The following is a 15604-nucleotide window of genomic DNA, read 5'->3' as shown; positions in this document are numbered from 1 at the left end:
GGATCTAGGGGTGGAGTACCTAGCCGAGGTACTGGTGCAGGTCGTTCAGGTTGTTGCTCGGGTTGTAGGTGCAGTAGTACCGGAAACCGAGGATGTTCTGCGACTTCTTGTAGGCCTCGGAGACGCAGGTGTTGCAGTTGCTGTAACTCTTGATGAACCTGCTGGGCGGCGTGGCCTGCGTCGGCAGACGACAGGTGTTCGCGGCGAATGCCGGCGCCGGCGCGACGACGATCGGGACCACGAACGCCGACGCGCACAGAGTTGCCGCCGCGAAGACTTTCCTCGCCAGTGCCATGAATCCTCCTAGCAAGAGGTGATCACAGATTCTTCTTTCTCCGGTGAGATGCTCAGGCGCGAGCACGGGATGGACAACCTGGAAGCTTCCAGGGTCGGCCGGAAACGCATTTCGCAATCGGCTATCGACCGGCTGGCGAATGGTCCGGAGGTCAGAGCACCCGTGAAACGGGTCGCAGCACTACATGGCGGCGCGCTACATGGCGGCTGAGCGGGGTCGCTCGTCCTTGCTGGCGACGGCCGCCGCGGCGCGAGCGGGCCGCGCCGGCCCGCTCTCGCCGAGTCGGATCTGTGCGCCGGCCGGTGCGAGGACCGCCGCCGGCCGCTCACGGAGAAGAGATAGGCGTGGGGAATCGTGAAAGTCGACCGTGCTGGCTCTGGCCAGAAAATTTCCTGTTATCAACCGATATTGCCACTTTTCAAACACGCTCTTATGCGCGAGTGGACAGTATTTCTGTGTCGGCGGCGAAAGCAGAATCAGATGGTAACGGGGGTGGCGTGACGGTCGCATGACAGGCAGGATGAGGCAAGCGCTCGCAGTGCACATCTGGTCTTATCTCCCGAAGCGTCGTACGCCAGCGGGTCGGTTTCCCCTGACCGATCGTCCACGGCGTATGAGGGTGTGAGGAAACGAGAGAGCGAGGAGCATGCCGCACACATCCCGGAGGGTCGCCGGAACCCTGGCCTTGGTCTGCTCGGCCGGCCTCGTAACAGTCGGAGCCTCGCCAGTGGCGGCGACCAGCCTCGATTACAAGGAAAACTGTGCGGATCCGGTCGCGGAAGCGAGGGCGTTACGCGAGAAGATCCGCGTGCACAACGCTAATCCACCCGCACAATCCAACGCGGGAGCTGTCGCTACGTACAACGCCGAAGCGAGGGCTCTCAATGCTCAAAAAGGCCCGGTCGCCGCCCGGCTGCGGGCCTGCGCCGAGGCGTTTTTCCAGATGAAAGCCAACCACCCGCTGTCGACGGTTGTCACCCCCAGCAAGGACAAGCTCAGCAAGATCGCGACAGCGGCCGGGAAGTTGACCCTCGCACAGAAGCGAGCCGGTAGCCGATGGAATCCGGAAACCTATGACTTCCTCAAGTACGGGCCAGGAAAGCCGGGCATGACCACGCGATCGGACAGAAAACCGGTACCGCTTCCGTCGTCCATCAAGGCGGTCTATAAGGCGCTCGATGAAACTCGGCCCGACATACCCCGGACCTCGTACCTGCAAGGCGTGCGGGCTCCGGCAATCGGGTCCGCTGACCCCGCATACCCCGGTCGGAGGATTAATGGTGTGGCGTTCGATCACATCATTCCATTGAGGCGTCTGGTCACATTTCGCGACTTCCTGAAGCTCACCCCGCGGAACATGTATCTCGTCGCCAACTCTCCCGCCAATTCACAGTGGCTCTCCCGCGCGGCGAACAGCTCGAAGCAGTCCGGAAGCTCCTACTTCGTTTCGGGTGCGTCCCCCGCATGGTTGCAGGCGCAGGCGAAGCTCAGGGAGAAAGCCACGAAGGAAGTGCAGGAGCTCATCGCCGCGCTCCTCAAGAGCCAGGGAGCCTGAACCGATGGACCCCCAGATGGAGCCCCCAGACCCGCTCTTCCCCACGCGACCTCAACGGCCCCGCAGGCCCCACCGGAAGCCCCTGCTGATCGCTGCGACGATCATCACCCTGGCGGTGTCCGCTGCCGTGGTCCACAGCGCCCTCTCCCGGACGCACCCCGGCGCGACCCCGATCCGCGAAACAGCAGAGAAGGCGGGCGAGGCCCAGATTCGCACAACGATAGAGAAGTTCGCCCACGCGGTTGACCGAGAAGACACAGTCACCATGGTCGCCATGCTCTGTGAGGAAGAGGCCCAAAGCGTCATCGACGAGGTGCCGTCCCCTGATGACCCCGGCCTCGACCCCAGCCACGAACGTCCCATCGACGTTTCAGACATTCGCGTTACCGGCGATGTGGCCAAGGCCCGCGTGACTCGTCCCGCCCAGCAACCCGCCACGCTGTACCTGCGCAAGGAAGCCGGCACCTGGAAACTCTGCGACCCTGAACGCCACACCAACCCGTCGTAGAAGAAACCGCTCGACCTCCTTTGAACCCGACGGCGACGCCGACCGTCAGAGGCAGGCGCCGACCGGTGATCTCAGTCCGCTCCCACGGTCTCGTCCGCGACGGCGGCGTCGGTGAGCCGCGTCGCGCCCGGTCCCTTCAACGCCAAAGTCGCGAACATCCCGCTGATCACGATTGCGACCCCGCCGATCAGATACACCGTGTCGATCCGGCCGAATGTCACTCCCGCGACGACGTGATCGAAGTCGCGCCAGACCGTACTGACGAGCCAGCCCGCACCGATCGCCGACACCATCGACGCGAGTTGCTGCACCGGCCCGAACGTCGAGATCGCGCGACCGATGTACTCCCGCGGTGTCGCGCGCAGCACGATTGGCGATATGGCCGAGTTGATCGCGCCGAGCGGCACGCCGACGGGTGCTATCACCAGCACCGCGGCCCACAGCGTGCCGATCCGGGCGTAGACGACCAGCCCCACGCCGACCAGCGTGAGGCCGACGCCGAACACCGTGACGTCCCGGAACCGCCGGCACAGCCGACCCGCCGCCAGCGCGCCGACGACAGCGCCGACCCCCTCGCCCATGCCGATCGTCCCGAACCAGCCGGCGTCCGCGTGCAGGTTCTCCGAAACGAAGAAGACGTTGAGCGTATTGAGGGTCGCCGCCCCAAGCGTCAACACGGCCAGTGTGACCAGCAGGACCCGCAGCACCGGGCTGTCGGCGACAAATCGAGTGCCTTCACCGAGTTCGGCGAAGAAACGCCGGACCGCCGACTGGTGGACCGCGGCGGTCTCCGGGGGTGCCGCAGGGGCGGCCTCGACGGCCGGCGGCTTCACCGCGCGGATCATCACGAAAGAGACCGCGATGCCCAGCTCAGAAGAGCAGCCGTGATGTGATCACCGGCGGCGAGCACGCGTACGTCCGGCGGGAGTAGCGCCAGAGAGATCTGACCGCGGATCACATCTTGCGGATGGTCCTGGCCTCCTCGGCGGCGGCGAGCACGCCGTCGAGGGGGGTGCCGCACCCGGCGGCGACCGCCGCCGAGATCGCGCCTTCCACGAACGGCACGTCCGCGATCACCACGGCGCCGGGCGCCTCGAGTAGCCGCGCGGTCAGCACGGAGCTGCCGAGATCGGGGATGAGGATCACGCCGTCGCCCTGGTCCACCTTGTCGATGGCCGCGGCGACCTTGTCCAGGCTCGTGCCGATTCCGCCGTCGTCGGTGCCTCCCGCCGCCGCCACCGGCACGTCCGTTCCGCAGATCCGCCTGGCCAGCTCGGCCGCCTCTGCGGCGAGGCCGTCGCTGTGCGAGATGAGAACGATGCCCACCATTCCGATTCCTTGATGTGTGTCGTCCGATGTGCGGTCGTCAGCGGGAGCCGACGGTCCTGAGCGCGTCGAGGATGAGCGCGGTCGAGGCGGCCCCGGGGTCCTCGTGGCCGATGCTGCGCGGCCCGAGATAGCTGGCCCGCCCCTTGCGCGCCTGCAGCGGGATCGTCGCCTTGGCGCCGTCCTCCGCCGCCGCGGCGGCCGCGTCCAGCGCCTCCCCGGCCGTTCCCCCCTCGTGTACGGCGCGCGCCAGCGCCCTGACGGCCGGGGCCAGTGCGTCGACCATGGTCTTGTCGCCCTCCTCGGCGCCGCCCAGCCTGCGCACTCCCGCGAGGCCCGCCTCCAGGGCGGCGGCGAGCTCGGCCGTCGACACCTCGGGGGTCTCCCCGAGTGTCTTCCCCGCTTCCCGGAAGGCGGTGCCGTACAGGGGGCCGGAGGCTCCGCCGACCTTTCTGATCAGGGTGGAGCCGGCCAGGACGAGCGCACCGCCGGGCGTCGCGGGCGGGCGGGCGGCCAGGGCCTCGGCCACGGCGGAGAAGCCCCGGTCGAGGTTGGTCCCGTGGTCGGCGTCGCCGATGGCGGCGTCCAGCCGGGTGAGATGGTCACGGGCGGCCCGCACGGCGGCCGTGATCTCCTCCATCCAGGTGACGAAGAACCGCGTGTCCAAGGGGGACTCCAGAGGGTCGGGATTCGGTCAGCGGCCCCAGCGCAGCGCCGGCGTCTCCACCGGAGCGTCCCAGAGCCGGGTGAGCTCGCCGGTGAGCGCGCACGTGGTCACCGAGAAACCCTGCATGTCGAGGCTGGTGACGTAGTCGCCCACCAGGCTGCGTACGGCGGTCGCGCCCTTCTCCTCCAGGTACGCGGCGACCTCGGCGAAGACGATGTACAGCTCCATGAGCGGGGTGCCGCCCATCCCGTTGACCATGACGAGCGTCTCCCCGGAGAGGGGGAGGTCGTCGTCGATCGCGTCCATGGCGAGCCGGACGATCTCGCGGGCCTCCCGGTGCGCGGCGCGGGTACGGCCGGGCTCCCCGTGGATGCCGATGCCGAGTTCGATCTCGGCGTCGCCCAGTTCGAACGTGGGCGTGCCCGCGGCGGGGGTGGTGCACGGCGTCAGGGCGACGCCGAAGGAGCGGCTGCGGTCGTTGACCTCCCTGCCGACGCGGGCCACCTCGGCCAGCGGCGCCCCGCTCTCCGCGAGCGCTCCGGCGATCTTCTCGACGAACAGCGTGGCGCCGGTGCCTCTACGGCCGGCGGTGTACAGCGAGTCGCGCACGGCCACGTCGTCGTCGACCAGGACGCGGGCCACCTCCACACCCTCGTCACCGCTGAGCTCGGCCGCCATCTCGAAGTTGAGCACGTCGCCCGTGTAGTTCTTGACGATGTGCAGCACCCCGGCGCCGCCGTCCACTCCCGTGGTCGCCGTGGCGATCTGGTCGGGGACGGGCGAGGTGAAGATCTCTCCGGGGCAGGCCGCGTCGAGCATGCCGTACCCGACGTATCCGCCGTGCAGCGGCTCATGGCCGGACCCGCCGCCGGAGACCAGCCCCACCTTGCCCGGCCGGGGCGCGTCCCGCCGAAATATGATCCTGTTCTCGACGTCCACCCGGAGCGAGGGATGCGCCGCCGCGACGCCGCGCAGCGTGTCGGCGACCACCGAACCGACATCGTTGATGAGCTTCTTCATGCCGCCGTCCTCGTGTGGGGGGCCATCGTCCCCTTTACGCCTGCCCTGCCACAAGGGACGGCAAGCCTCGGCCGTCCACGGCGTCCGTTTCTCCGCGCTCCCGTGGAGGTTGAAGATCACGCTAATGTCGGAGGCGCGACGGCGTCCCCGGCATGCCGGAGCCCCGTGGCGACTGATGGAGGAACGCGGTGACCATTCCCGTGGAGGCGGCGGAGCCGCGAGCCCGCGAGTCCCGGGCCGCCCGGGTCGTCACCGAGGTCCTCAGCCCCTTTCACGTGGTGATCCCGCTCCCTGTCGTGGTCGGCTGGCACCAGACCTACCCGGCCGCCACCGGATTCCTGTGGGGCCTGTTCGCCGCCGTGTCGGGCGGCGTCCTGCCGTACGGGCTCGTGCTGTGGCGCGTCGCGCGCGGGAAGGCGAACGACCGGCACATCACCCGCCGCGAGCAGCGGCTGGTGCCTCTCGCGATCAGCGTCGCGCTGGTGCTCGGCGGTGTCGTCGTGCTCCTGCTGGCGGGCGCGCCCAGCACCGTCCTGGCCGTGCAGGGCGCGCTGCTTGGCATGGGCGTGGTCATGCTGCCGATCACGCGACTCTGGAAGATCTCCTTCCACGCCGCCGCGGTCGCCGGGGCCGCGGCGATCCTGATGGTGGAGTTCGGCCCGTGGGCGTGGATCTGCTGGCCGTTCGCGGCCCTGGTCGGCTGGTCGCGGATCATGCTGCGCGACCACACGCCCGCGCAGGTCGCCGCCGGTGCGGTCGCCGGGGTCGCCGTCTGCTGGCCCGTGTACGCCCTGATCGGCTGATCCGAGGTGTCCGGCGAGCACGCTGGCGTTCGGGATGGCGGTTGTAGGAGGATTCTGGGGATCTGTGACGGATGGGAGGCGGGGCATGTCGGTGTTGCGGGATCTCGTGGAGGGCATCCGAGGTGGTGGTATCGAGGTGGTGGACCTCACCGCGCCGTTGTCGGACACGACGCCGATCCTGATGCTCCCCGAGCCGTTCGGTAACACCGTCCCGTTCGGCCTCCAGGAGATCAGCAGGTACGACGACCGCGGCCCGGCCTGGTACTGGAACAACATCACCACGGGTGAGCACACCGGCACCCACTTCGACGCCCCGGTCCACTGGGTCACGGGCCGCGACGGCGAGGACGTCGCCCAGGTCGCGCCCGCCCGGCTGCTGGCCCCGGCCGTCGTGCTGGACTTCACCGCGGAGGCCGCGAAGGACCCCGACTTCCTGCTGGAGATCGAGCACGTCACCGCCTGGGAGCGGGAGCACGGCCCGTTGCCGGACGGGGGCTGGCTCCTCTACCGCACCGGCTGGGACGCCCGCGCGCACGACCAGGAGAGCATCCTCAACGCCGACGAGAACGGCCCGCACACCCCCGGCATCTCGCCCGAGTGCGCGCGCTACCTGGCCGAGAGCACGCCGATCATCGGGCTGGGGGTGGAGACGGTCGGCACCGACGCCGGGGCCGCGCACTCCTTCGACCCGGCGTTCCCCTGCCACTCGTTCCTGCTCGGAGCGGGCAAGTACGGCCTGACCCAGCTGCGCAACATCGATCGGCTGCCCCCGACGGGGGCGGTCGTCATCGCGGGTCCCCTTCCGATCGTCGGCGGTTCCGGCAGCCCGGCCCGGGTCCTCGCCCTGGTGGAGCGGTGAACGTCGCGGAGGCCGTGGGCGCGATCCTCGCCTCTCTCGGAGTCGACACCGCCTTCGGCGTGGTCGGCAGCGGCAACTTCCACGTGACCAACTCCCTCACCGAGCACGGCGTGCGGTTCGTGGCCGCGCGCCACGAGGGTGGCGCGGCGACCATGGCGGACGCGTACGCGCGGATGAGCGGCACCGTCGCCGTGCTCAGCGTGCACCAGGGTCCGGGCCTCACCAACGCGCTGACCGGCGTCGCCGAGGCCGCGAAGAGCCGCACCCCGCTGCTGGTCCTGGCCGGTGAGGCCACCTCGCCGCGTTCCAACTTCCGGGTCGACCAGCCCGGCCTCGTGGCGGCCGTGGGCGCGCTCGCCGCCCGGGTCGGCTCGGCGGAGACCGTCGTCGAGGACACGGTGCTGGCGTTCCTCACCGCGCTGCTCGGGCGTCGTACCGTCCTGCTCAACCTCCCGCTCGAGGTTCAGGACGCCGAACTGCCCGACGACGTCGCGCAGGCCGTCCGCGATCTGCGGTCCAGCCGGATCACCGACGCGGGGGAGCAGGGGAGCAGGGCCTGGGCGGCCGTCCGCGATCTGCGCGACCGGGCCCGGCGCGATCTCGCGGACGAGCAGCGCGAGGCCGACGCGGCGGAGCCGTCCGCCTCGGAGGTGGCGGGTTCGGCCCCGGCCGATTCCGTGAGCGAGCTGACCGAGCTGCTCGCCACCGCGCGGCGCCCCGTTTTCGTCGCCGGGCGGGGGGCGCGCGGCGCGCGCCGGGAGATCGAGGCGCTGGCCGATCGCGTGGGCGCGCTGCTCGCCACGTCGGCGGTGGCGCGTGGCCTGTTCCGGGGCAGCCAGTGGGATCTCGACGTCAGCGGCGGCTTCGCGTCCCCGCTGGCGGCCGAGCTGATCGCCGACGCCGACGTCGTCGTGGGCTGGGGCTGCGCGCTGAACATGTGGACGACACGGCACGGCTCGCTGATCGGCCCGGACGCGAAGGTCGTGCAGGTCGACCTCGACCCCGACGCCGTCGGCGCGCACCGGCCGGTCCACCTCGGAGTGATCGGCGACGTGGCCGAGACCGCGCGGGCGGTGACGCAGGCACTCGGCGAGCCCCGTGACGGGTACCGCGGCGCCGAGCTGGCCACGCGGATCGCCGCCGAGATCCGCTGGCGCGACGTTCCGTACGAGGACCGGAGCGGGAACGGGCGCATCGACCCCCGGACGCTCACGATCGAGCTGGACGATCTCCTGCCGGCCGAGCGGATCATCTCCGTAGATTCCGGAAATTTCATGGGATATCCGTCGATGTTCCTCTCGGTGCCGGACGAGAACGGCTTCTGTTTCACCCAGGCGTTCCAGTCGGTCGGGCTCGGCCTGGCCACCGCCGTCGGTGCCGCGCTCGCCCGGCCGGACCGGCTCCCGGTCGCCGCGCTCGGCGACGGCGGCGCGCTGATGGGCGTCGCCGAACTGGAGACCGTGGTACGGCTCGGCCTGCCCATGGTCATCGTGATCTACGATGACGAGGCGTACGGCGCGGAGGTCCACCACTTCGGCCCCGACGGCCACGCGCTGGACACCGTGACCTTCCCGGCCGTCGACATCGGGGCCATCGCCCGGGGCTTCGGCTGCGACGCGGTGACCGTACGCGAGCGGGCGGACCTGGCGGGGGTCGCCGAGTGGCTGAAGGGGCCGCGCGACAAGGCCCTGGTCGTCCACGCCAAGGTGACGGGGGATCGGGGTTCGTGGTGGCTGGAGGAGGCGTTCCGCGGGCACTGACCTTCGATGACCGCCCGCCACGGGAGAGCGCGCCACGCCGGGACGTTCCCGAGGGGGTGAGTCCGGAGGTTACGGTTGCGTAGGTTAGCGTTCAGTCATGGCTGAGATCGTGTACCCCCCGGTGATCCGGAGCGCGCTCCTGTTCTTCCGGGTGCTGGACCTCAAGATCAATATCGAGGGCGCGGAGCGCATCCCCAAGACGGGGGGAGCGGTCCTGGTCAGCAACCACGTGAGCTACCTCGACTTCATCTTCGCCGGCCTGGCCGCCTGGCCCTCGCGCCGCCTCGTCCGGTTCATGGCGAAGGAGGAGGTCTTCGCCAACCCGGTGGCCGGACCGCTGATGCGGGGCATGCACCACATCCCGGTGGACCGCTCGGCCGGGGCGGGCGCCTTCGGCGCGGCGGTGCGCGCGCTGAAGGACGGCGAGATCGTCGGGAACTTCGCCGAGGCCACGATCAGCCGGTCGTTCACGATCAAGGACATCAAGAGCGGCCCGATCAGGATGGCCACGGACGCGGGCGTCCCGATGATCCCCGTCGCCGTGTGGGGGCCGCACCGGCTCTGGACCAAGGGCCGCCCGCGCAAGCTCCTCCAGAGGCACGTGCCGATCACGATCCTGGTCGGCGAGCCGATGCACCCGGAGCCCGGCCAGCCGATCGGGGACCTCACCACGGAGCTCCGGCGGCGGATGTCGGAACTGCTCGACCGCGCGCAGCGGACCTACCCCGAGATCCCCCCGGGCGTCTGGTGGCAGCCCGCCCACCTCGGCGGCACCGCGCCCACACCGGAGGAGGCCGCCGCCCTGGACTCCCCCCGCAGGGCCCGCCCCGCCAAGCCCAGCCCGGACGAGGTCTCCTAGGCGTACTGCCCAGGCAGCTCGGTGACACGGCTGATGGGTGGCTGGCCTTGTGCTGCGCGGGCAACTTTGACGAGTTCTTCGCTCGCTGACCAAAGGCCGTGCCGCGCGGGTGGTCAGCGTGGGACGAGGACGACCTTGCCCGTCGCACGGCGGTTCTCAAGGTCGGCGTGCGCGTCGCCGGCACGGCTGAGAGGGTAGCGGGAGATCAGGGGCCGAGCACACCGTCAGCGGCTGCCCGGATCGCGCGGGCCTGCAGTTCATGGACAGTGCCGGCGCGTCGAAGCAGCTGGGGGCCGATCGCCCATATGCGATCGCCCATATGACGGTGCTCGCGTGCTCGATGATGTCGTCGGTGGTGATGCGGGTGGCGGTCCCTGACGACCAGCCGTGCAGGAGGAATCTCCCGCCAGGTGCGAGGAGGCCGAAGGCGTGGCGGCCTGCGGTTCCCCCGACGCCGTCGAACACGATGCTGAGTTCTCTGCCGCCAAGCGCGTCGCGTACCGCGTCCGGCCAGCGCGGGTCGCGGTGGTCGACGGCGATATCGGCGCCCAGTGCCGTGGCTCGCTGAACTTTGTCCGGCCCGCCCGCCGCACCCCGACGACCTCGAACGCGACCTGCTCGCCCTGGCCCACGCCTGGGTCGGTCTGATGACGGACTTCAGCGACCACTTCTCACTGGTGCGGCACATCCATGCGGAGGCCGGGCACATCCCGGCCGAGGCCCTGGACGCCTGGCAGGAGGCCGGACCTCGCGCGGTGGGTCACGAACTGGCCTCCGCCATGGCAACCCTGAACGACCACGGTCTGATCGACGTCCATGGCGACCCGGCGCAGGCCGCCTCCCACTTCATGAGCTTCATCTCGACTGACATCGTGCAGCGGTCCTACTGGGGTGTCATTCCTCTCCCGAAGGAGGAGGAAGAGCGGCTGACAACCGCCGGAGTGCGGGCGTTTCTGCGGGCGTACGCTGCACGCTGAGCCGGAGCGGGGCGAACCGGACCTGGTGATCGGTCGAGGCCCGGTGCCCCGACCCGCGGTGCCCCTCAGCGTCGGCGCGGTCGCTGTCACTGGAGTGCCAGGGTGTGCGCACGGCCCGGGTGCCGCCGGCGGGGGGGGGGGGGGGGGCTCACCTCACTTCTGAGACTTGCTCTTCCTCTCCGTCCACGCCTCGTACGTCTCGTCCCCCGGGAGCACCCAGACCTCCGCATCAGGCCTGACGATCGTCCGCAGCAGCGTCGCCTTGCCGGTCGCCTTCGAGATCCGGTAGATCCCCACCCCCGTCCCGGTCCTCGATCGGACGATCATGCGTCCCGCCCGGTCGAAGGCGAGGTCGTCGACGTATTGCCCGCGCGGCAACCGCACGGTCACCGTGCCGCTCACACGGCCGGTACGCAGATTGAGCAGGCGCAGCTTGCGGTACTTGGGCCACGTGCCGACAGGCACCGCCGCCGTGACGTGGTCATTCGCCAGCGCCATCGACCCGAGACGCGTCTTCAGCCGCATCCGGGCGCGCAGCCCTCGGTCGAACACCGTCAGCTGGTTCTCCCCTGCCAGCAGCAGTCGCTTGCTGTCCGGACTGAACCCCAGGAAGCTCCACGCGTCCGTCCGCCCGGGAAGCGGCAACGTCTTGCCTTTCCGCAGGTCCGCGAAGACCCCCACGCCCGGCGCCGAGGTCGTCGTGACCACGAAACTGCCGTCGTCCGACACCACCGGCCACTCCTCGTTGATCGCGAACGCCGTGAGCCGCCGTGACACCACCCTTTCCTTGCCGTTCAGCGTCCGCTCGACGAACAACTGATCCGATTTCCGGAAATAAAAGAAATGCCGCCCGTCCCCACTGACCAGGAACGGCGCCGGCGCACCGGGATTGGCCGCGTCATCGGGCGCCTTGGCGAGCGCCTCCGGCACCTCCACCACGTCTCCGTTGGTCAGCACCAGTTGCCAGGTCTGTGTTCGCTGCGCGTACGCGATCGTGACCGGCGTGGCAGCCGCCGCGGGCGGTCCAATCAGTGTCGCGGCGGTCAGAAGCAGTGTCGCGAGCGCTGCACGGAATCTCATGTTTCATGAGATGCCAGGAATGTTGAGAATGTTGCGGATACTTTCTGAAGTCCGACACCGGCCGCTGTTCGCCCGTTTCGTGCGACGCTCCGAGAGAGCAGGATCATCGTGATGACGGAGCGCCGCATGTCTTTCGATACGGCGTCCCCTCGGTGTACTGTCGCCATTCTTCTCGGGTGAGGTCACGCCCGAGAGCCCCGCAGATGCGGCGTGCCGTCTCCTGGGGGTCGGTGTTCCACAGCAACACGGTGGCGTCAGCGCCGACGGTGGCGAGCGTGCGCCGGTCAGGACTGAAGGCGATCGCTTGCACCGGCTCCGTGTGACCGGCGAGGTGAGCCGTACGTCTGCCCTGGCGGACGTCCCACAAGGTGACGGTGTTGTCGCCGCTGGTGAAGGCGAGGGTACGGCCGTCGGGGTTGAAGGCGACGCCGGTGGTGAGGGCGTCGGCGTGGCCGGTCAGGACGGCCAGGCGGGTGCGCCGGGCCACGTCCCACAAGATCACCGTCTTGTCGGCGTCGGCGGTGGCCAGAGTGTGGCCGTCGGGACTGAAGGCCACGGTTCTCACCCAAGCGGTGTGGGCGGCCAGTGGCGCGGCCAGCGGTCTGCGCGTCGCGATGTCCCAGAGCATCACGGTCTGGTCGTGGCTGCCCGTGGCGAGGGTGCGGCCGTCGGGGCTGAAGGCGACTCCGTTGACGGGCCCATTGTGGCCGGTCAGGACGGCCAGGCGGGTGCGCCGGGCCACGTCCCACAGATTCACTGTCGTGTCCACGCTGCCGGTGGCCAGGGTGCGGCCGTCGGGGCTGAAGGCGATGTCGAGCACGGCACCGGTGTGTCCGGTGAGTTTCGCCGAGGTGCCCTTCTCGAGATCCCACAAGGTGACGGTGCCGGCCGACGTTTCCGGGGACAATCCGGTCTTTCCCTCCGCCATGGCGAGGGTGCGGCCGTCGGGGCTGAAGGCGAGGGCGTAGATGTCCGAGGATGTGTCCGTGTGTATGGCGTGCAGGGTTCGATTCCGCGTCTCCCACACCATCGTCTGATGCGCGCCGGCGGCGGCCAGCAGGCGGCCGTCGGGACTGAAGGCGACATCGTTGACCCGTGTGGACTGACCGGCCAGCGAGGCCTGCGCCGTGTCCCACACGATGATGGCCCCGTCTTCTCCCGCTGAGGCCAGCATGGACGTCCGGGGGTTGAAAGCCAGCGTGTAGACGTTGATCTTGTGCCCAGTGAGGCGTCCGCGCAGGACACGGTGCTCGACGTCCCATAACAGGATCGCCGGATCGTGTCCCGAGGTGGCGAGGGTTCGGCCGTCCGGACTGAATTCAAGGGTGATGACCTCCCCCGGCCGCTGATGGCTGAAGGCCGCCAGGCGGGCGCGCCGGGCGACATCCCACAGGATCACCGTCGTGTTCCCGCCCGCGCTGGCGAGGGTGCGGCCGTCAGGACTGAAGGCGACGGCGCTGGCGGTCTCGGCGTGCCCGGTCAGGGTCGCCAGCCGGACACGCCGCGTGAGGTCCCAAAGGATCACCTGCCTGTCGTCGCCCGCCGTGGCGAGGGTGCGGCCGTCGGGGCTGAAAGCCACGCCGCGCACCTTTCCCGTGTGGGCGCTGAACGTCGCCAGGCGGGCGTGCCGGAGCGTATCCCAGAGGATGACGGTCCGGTCGTCGCCGGCGGTGGCCAGAGTGCGGCCGTCGGGGCTGAAAGCGATCTCCCTGATCTGCTGGGTGTGGCCGTCAAGGGTGGCGACACGTGCGCGCCCTGCCGTGTCCCAGAGCACGAGGCGACCGTCTTCCCCACCGGTGGCCAGCACCTCCCCGTCCGGGCTGAGAGCCGCGGCCTTCAGCCATGTGTCGTGCCCGCGAAGTGTGGCCAGCCGGATCCGGCGCCGGACATCCCACACCGCCACCGTTCTGTCCCTGCCGACACTGAAGAGGGTGCGGCCGTCGGGGCTGAAGAGCACCTGGGAGACGGCGCCGATGTGGCCGGTGAGCGTCCCTTGGTGGGCTCGCAGGGCTGAGGTGCTCAGGAGGGCGCCGCGTGCCTCGACGGTCGGTGTGATGGCGAAGGCGTGCGCGGCCAGGAGCATGGCGGTGTCGGGTTCGGAGTCGGCGACGGTGAGCGCCTGGGCGGCGAGCTGGCGCGACAGCGCCATCCGGTGGGCGGCCGCGGCGTCCTGCCACTGCCGGACGGCTATCAGACCGGTACCGGTGGTGACGAGCAGCAGAAACGCGAGCCCGAGCGCCAGGTAGCGGAGTTGGCGGCTGCGGCGGAGGGCTCTGGTGTGCTCGGCCTTCTCCCGCTGGATGCCGGCGTCCAGGAAGTCGCGTTCCAGCTTGTTCAGCGTGTCACGGTGGCCGCCATAGGCGGCCCATTCCCGAGCGATGGCCAGACGGGCGCCGCGGTACAACGCCCCGGGATCGTGGTCGAGCGCCGCCCATGCCTGTGCGGCCTCGGTGAGCTGGCGGCGCACGCGCAGGGACTCTCTGTCGGCAGTCAGCCACTTGTGCAGTCGGGGCCAGCCTCGGATCAACGCCTCATGGGCGATCTCCACGGTGTCGTCGCCGAGGGTGATGAGCCGGGCCTCGGCGAACATGCCGAGGATGGCGCGGGTATCGGGGTCGTCGATGTCCAGCTCGCCCTGGGTGATCCGGCGGGCGGTGTCGTCGGTGCCCTCCCCCAGGGCGGTCAGCCGGATGAACATGTCCTTGGCACGGGATCGCTGAGCGGGGGAGAGATCGGCATACAGCGTCTCGGCGGTTTTCACCAGGGCGCCATGGATGCCGCCCGCCTCCCGGTACCCGGCGAGAGTGAGCGTGTTGCCGCGGCGGCGGTGCCACGTCTCCACCAAGGCGTGGGAGACGAGGGGCAGGGCGCCGGGCTGCCCGACGGCGTCGGCGACGATCGCGGCGAGCAGGGCGCCCTCGACACTGCAGCCGGCGGCACGGGCGGGTTGTGTGACAGCCTGCCGTAGTTCCTCGGTCGTCATGGAAGCCAGGAGGATCTGCGCGTCCGTGAGCGCCGCCGCGAGATCAGGGTGATCCGCGCAGTGCGCATAGAAGTCGGCGCGTACGCCGAGCACCACTCGTGTCCGGCTGCCGGTCGTCTGGGCCCCGGCCAGCAGGGCGCCGATGAACCGGCCGCGTTCATGCGCGTCGTGGCAGAGGGTGAAGATCTCTTCGAACTGATCGACCACGATGAGGAGCGGAGCGGGCAGCGGCCGCTGCGGCGATGGCTGCTCGGTCAGGCCGGAGAGGCCGGACGGGCCGTCGACGAGCGCGGTGTACATCTCGTCCGGCGACCGGCCGCTCGCGGCGGCGGCCTGGGTGGCGTACTCGCGCAACGGGTGTGCCCCGGGGGTCATCAGCACTGTCCGCCATCCCGCGCCGCCTTCCGGGTCACAGGCTCGGGCCCTGGGGATCAGGCCGGCCCGCAACAACGACGACTTTCCCGCCCCGGACGTACCGAACACCGCGAGAAAACGCTGCCGAGTCAGTCGCGCGACGAGTTCGTCGACGATTCGTTCACGGCCGTGAAAACGCTCGGCGTCTTCCGCCTGAAAGGCGGCCAATCCCAGGTAGGGGCTTTTTCCACTCGCGTCGTCGCCGGCCTTCCCGGAGAACAGGCGCGCGTCTTCCACGGCCTCCGCGGCCTGGCGCCAGCGCGCCTCCCACTGCGCGCTGTCACCGCCGCACGCCTGTACGTAGGCCAATGCCACCGCCAGGCTCGGTAGTTTCTCCCCCCGGGCGGCCTGCGCAAGAGTGCTGGCGGAGTAGTGCGCGCGTCGCGCCAAATCCCGATAGCCCGGATTGCCCGCGCTCTGGCGCAACCGGCGGAGTTCCCACGCGAACCGCTGAACAGCCCCTTCCCCCGGATCCACTGGCCGCTCAGGGCGCGGCAT

At 70.0% G+C, this 15604-nt stretch carries 15 protein-coding genes and 1 pseudogene; 7 read left to right on the top strand and 9 right to left on the bottom strand.

All coding sequences use genetic code 11. From position 1 onward, the window contains the following. Window positions 1–19: 19 nt before the first annotated feature. Entirely contained in the window at window positions 20–295 is a 276-nt protein-coding gene (locus AB0I59_RS07345) for a hypothetical protein (RefSeq protein WP_061252445.1), read from the bottom strand. A 727-nt stretch (window positions 296–1022) separates the two neighbouring features. On the opposite strand from AB0I59_RS07345, the gene AB0I59_RS07340 reads away from it, so the two are divergent. Beyond that, entirely contained in the window at window positions 1023–1850 is an 828-nt protein-coding gene (locus AB0I59_RS07340) for a hypothetical protein (RefSeq protein ID WP_358131089.1), read from the top strand. 4 nt (window positions 1851–1854) lie between these two features. Further along, window positions 1855–2358 (top strand): Rv0361 family membrane protein, encoded by a 504-nt coding sequence (locus AB0I59_RS07335; RefSeq protein ID WP_358131086.1) that lies wholly within the window; start codon window positions 1855–1857, stop codon window positions 2356–2358. A gap of 71 nt (window positions 2359–2429) precedes the next feature. Here the strand turns inward: AB0I59_RS07335 and AB0I59_RS07330 are convergent, their stop codons facing one another. The 4 genes from AB0I59_RS07330 to dhaK form a co-directional block, all read right to left on the bottom strand. Further along, the gene (locus AB0I59_RS07330; protein WP_358131083.1) at window positions 2430–3191 is read right to left on the bottom strand and encodes an MFS transporter; all 762 of its coding nucleotides are present in this window, start codon (window positions 3189–3191) and stop codon (window positions 2430–2432) included. Between the two features lie 121 nt (window positions 3192–3312). Continuing rightward, entirely contained in the window at window positions 3313–3687 is a 375-nt protein-coding gene (dhaM, locus tag AB0I59_RS07325; protein WP_061252449.1) for a dihydroxyacetone kinase phosphoryl donor subunit DhaM, read from the bottom strand. 37 nt (window positions 3688–3724) lie between these two features. Then, window positions 3725–4351 carry a dihydroxyacetone kinase subunit DhaL gene (dhaL, locus tag AB0I59_RS07320; RefSeq protein ID WP_358131080.1) on the bottom strand — a complete coding sequence of 209 codons (627 nt, stop codon included), beginning with the start codon at window positions 4349–4351 and terminating at the stop codon, window positions 3725–3727. 27 nt (window positions 4352–4378) lie between these two features. Further along, window positions 4379–5371 (bottom strand): dihydroxyacetone kinase subunit DhaK, encoded by a 993-nt coding sequence (gene dhaK / locus AB0I59_RS07315; protein WP_228646291.1) that lies wholly within the window; start codon window positions 5369–5371, stop codon window positions 4379–4381. Between the two features lie 188 nt (window positions 5372–5559). Here dhaK and AB0I59_RS07310 point away from each other — a divergent pair, with 188 nt between their 5' ends. From AB0I59_RS07310 to AB0I59_RS07295, 4 genes are all read left to right on the top strand, one after another. Continuing rightward, a complete protein-coding gene (locus AB0I59_RS07310; protein WP_358131076.1) occupies window positions 5560–6174 on the top strand; it encodes a phosphatase PAP2 family protein in 615 nt (204 codons plus the stop codon). Window positions 6175–6259: 85 nt separating this feature from the next. Then, window positions 6260–7033, top strand: coding sequence for a cyclase family protein (locus tag AB0I59_RS07305; protein WP_061252452.1), 774 nt, complete (start codon window positions 6260–6262; stop codon window positions 7031–7033). After that, a complete protein-coding gene (locus AB0I59_RS07300) occupies window positions 7030–8793 on the top strand; it encodes a thiamine pyrophosphate-binding protein (protein WP_061252453.1) in 1764 nt (587 codons plus the stop codon). The genes AB0I59_RS07305 and AB0I59_RS07300 overlap by 4 nt, the downstream gene beginning before the upstream one ends. 97 nt (window positions 8794–8890) lie before the next feature. Further along, window positions 8891–9652, top strand: coding sequence for a lysophospholipid acyltransferase family protein (locus AB0I59_RS07295; protein WP_061252454.1), 762 nt, complete (start codon window positions 8891–8893; stop codon window positions 9650–9652). A 113-nt stretch (window positions 9653–9765) separates the two neighbouring features. On the opposite strand, the gene AB0I59_RS07290 is transcribed toward AB0I59_RS07295, so the two are convergent. After that, a complete protein-coding gene (locus tag AB0I59_RS07290; protein WP_358131583.1) occupies window positions 9766–9858 on the bottom strand; it encodes a zinc-binding dehydrogenase in 93 nt (30 codons plus the stop codon). Between the two features lie 154 nt (window positions 9859–10012). Next, a pseudogene (locus AB0I59_RS07285) lies at window positions 10013–10192 on the bottom strand (zinc-binding dehydrogenase); the annotation flags it as partial. A gap of 11 nt (window positions 10193–10203) precedes the next feature. On the opposite strand from AB0I59_RS07285, the gene AB0I59_RS07280 reads away from it, so the two are divergent. After that, window positions 10204–10629, top strand: a complete 426-nt coding sequence (locus AB0I59_RS07280) for a TetR/AcrR family transcriptional regulator C-terminal domain-containing protein (RefSeq protein WP_061252455.1) — start codon at window positions 10204–10206, stop codon at window positions 10627–10629. A gap of 153 nt (window positions 10630–10782) precedes the next feature. On the opposite strand, the gene AB0I59_RS07275 is transcribed toward AB0I59_RS07280, so the two are convergent. Next, a complete protein-coding gene (locus AB0I59_RS07275) occupies window positions 10783–11709 on the bottom strand; it encodes a WD40 repeat domain-containing protein (protein ID WP_358131072.1) in 927 nt (308 codons plus the stop codon). Window positions 11710–11812: 103 nt separating this feature from the next. Next, window positions 11813–15604, bottom strand: coding sequence for an nSTAND1 domain-containing NTPase (locus AB0I59_RS07270; RefSeq protein WP_358131069.1), 3792 nt, complete (start codon window positions 15602–15604; stop codon window positions 11813–11815).

The organism is Microtetraspora glauca (genome assembly GCF_040656155.1).
In the GTDB taxonomy this organism is placed as follows: domain Bacteria; phylum Actinomycetota; class Actinomycetes; order Streptosporangiales; family Streptosporangiaceae; genus Microtetraspora; species Microtetraspora glauca.
The sequence above is the reverse complement of the archived record's forward strand: the minus strand, read 5'-3'. Positions and strand labels throughout refer to the sequence as shown.

Excerpts from the sequence above, each read along its gene's own strand:
- AB0I59_RS07270 (WP_358131069.1), bottom strand. The coding sequence starts at position 15,604 with ATGCCGCGCCCTGAGCGGCCAGTGGATCCGGGGGAAGGGGCTGTTCAG.
- dhaK (WP_228646291.1), bottom strand. The coding sequence starts at position 5,371 with ATGAAGAAGCTCATCAACGATGTCGGTTCGGTGGTCGCCGACACGCTG.
- AB0I59_RS07335 (WP_358131086.1), top strand. The coding sequence starts at position 1,855 with ATGGACCCCCAGATGGAGCCCCCAGACCCGCTCTTCCCCACGCGACCT.
- AB0I59_RS07345 (WP_061252445.1), bottom strand. The coding sequence starts at position 295 with ATGGCACTGGCGAGGAAAGTCTTCGCGGCGGCAACTCTGTGCGCGTCG.
- dhaM (WP_061252449.1), bottom strand. The coding sequence starts at position 3,687 with ATGGTGGGCATCGTTCTCATCTCGCACAGCGACGGCCTCGCCGCAGAG.
- AB0I59_RS07295 (WP_061252454.1), top strand. The coding sequence starts at position 8,891 with ATGGCTGAGATCGTGTACCCCCCGGTGATCCGGAGCGCGCTCCTGTTC.
- AB0I59_RS07305 (WP_061252452.1), top strand. The coding sequence starts at position 6,260 with ATGTCGGTGTTGCGGGATCTCGTGGAGGGCATCCGAGGTGGTGGTATC.
- AB0I59_RS07275 (WP_358131072.1), bottom strand. The coding sequence starts at position 11,709 with ATGAGATTCCGTGCAGCGCTCGCGACACTGCTTCTGACCGCCGCGACA.